This is a genomic window from Psychrobacter sp. 1Y4, assembly GCF_051847555.1.
In genome coordinates, this window is the sequence record NZ_JBPYDE010000221.1 from 1 (window position 1) to 954 (window position 954).

General features: G+C 46.4%; 1 protein-coding gene. It reads right to left on the minus strand.

Translation table 11 applies throughout. The features are described 5' to 3' along the window. On the minus strand, positions 1-952 hold a 952-nt coding region (locus ACS8FC_RS15355; RefSeq protein WP_439297409.1), incomplete at its 3' end, for an LON peptidase substrate-binding domain-containing protein. Positions 953-954: the final 2 nt, after the last annotated feature.

Here is a 954-nt window from a genome sequence, read left to right on the forward strand (position 1 = left end):
CTTCGAGACGCTGCTCTAGCTCAGCCACATCATCTTCACCATCGAACGCGCCGTCATTCATATCTGACAGCTCATTTTTGATGGCCTTCATCTTCTCATTCAAGAAGTATTCGCGCTGATTGTCTTCCATTTGCTGACGAACGGCATCTTGGATATCTTGTTCGATATTTTGCTCAGCACTTTGCTTGACCAGATATTCCGTCAAGGTGTTGATGTGCGTTTTGACATCGTTTTCTTCTAAGAACGACTGCTTGATATCAAGATCCATCGAGACGCGAGTTGAGATAAAGTACACAAGCTCAAGCAAATCATCGATACGCTTCGCCACGCGGGTCAGCTCACGGGCATTACGCAGACGCGCATCCGCATAGCCTTCAAACAGGGTAGTCAACGCCTGAATAGTGTTTTTCTGCTGGCTCTCATCCATGGTGACATCAAGATCAGCACGCTCAAATCTCGCCATCAATAAGTCATCATGACTTTCGATGTTATCGACACGGGCGCGATATTGACCTTCGATGAGTACTTTGATGCAGTTCTCATCGCTATCGTGCGGCATGGTGCTGACGATGCGGCACACCGTACCGTATTGATACAAGTTGTCTTGATCAATATCTTCGGTCAATGAGTCTTTTTGCGCGACGACCAGTACTTTGTTGCCATACTCAGCCTGTGCCAGCTCAACGGCTTTCACCGATGGCGCACGTCCCACAAACAAGGCGATCTGCATGTGTGGATAAACGACGACATCTCGCAATGCCAAGAGTGGCAAATAGCTTTCATCTTGGTTGTCGTTTACGTCTTTGTTATTAGAATCAGTATTATCAAGATCAGTGTTTTTGACATCAGTTGACGCTGTCTCTAGCGCATCATTAGACGAGGTATCTGCCTCGTTATTTTCTGCAGTAGGCGTTGAAACGTCGACATCAATGTCGATATTGTCTTGGGTTATTT